General features: G+C 46.3%; 1 protein-coding gene. It reads left to right on the top strand.

Annotated elements, in window-relative coordinates:
* A partial coding sequence (locus AB4585_RS29365; protein WP_372172354.1) for a MalM family protein occupies window positions 1–436 on the top strand: 436 nt, incomplete at both ends.

Below are 436 nucleotides of genomic sequence, written 5' to 3'. Positions count from 1 at the left end.
GTCAGATACCGCTGCCACTTCAGTAGCATCGCTAGTTAAATCGCCTTTTGCTCTTGATACTCAAGCATTAGTGACCATAGATCAAAGTACGCAGGTATTGAGCAACGATGCCATCGATAGCCCTGTCGTTGCTTTTGAAATCCCATCAAACCGCGGTGCATTGGATATTTCAGTGACGAGTAACATGACTTCGGACAAGAAGTTCTTTTCACCAGAAATCATGATCGTTTCTAACGATGGTGAAGTGATTGAAAAATACGATTCATCGGCATTTGAATATCGTCGCCCGCGTTTAGCGTGGGGTGATCGTCTAGTTGCCGAAATCAGATTCACACCGCCGGTTGATCAAGAGACGGTCACTATGTTGATCTACACGACTCCGGAAGAACTGGCTAAAACAACCGACCGTGTTGACCCGTACCGCGCTATGGTAGAA

The organism is Vibrio sp. 10N.222.49.C9, from assembly GCF_041474985.1.
Lineage (GTDB): Bacteria > Pseudomonadota > Gammaproteobacteria > Enterobacterales > Vibrionaceae > Vibrio > Vibrio crassostreae_C.
Note: the sequence above shows the minus strand (reverse complement) of the source record. Positions and strands in the feature narration are given on the sequence as shown.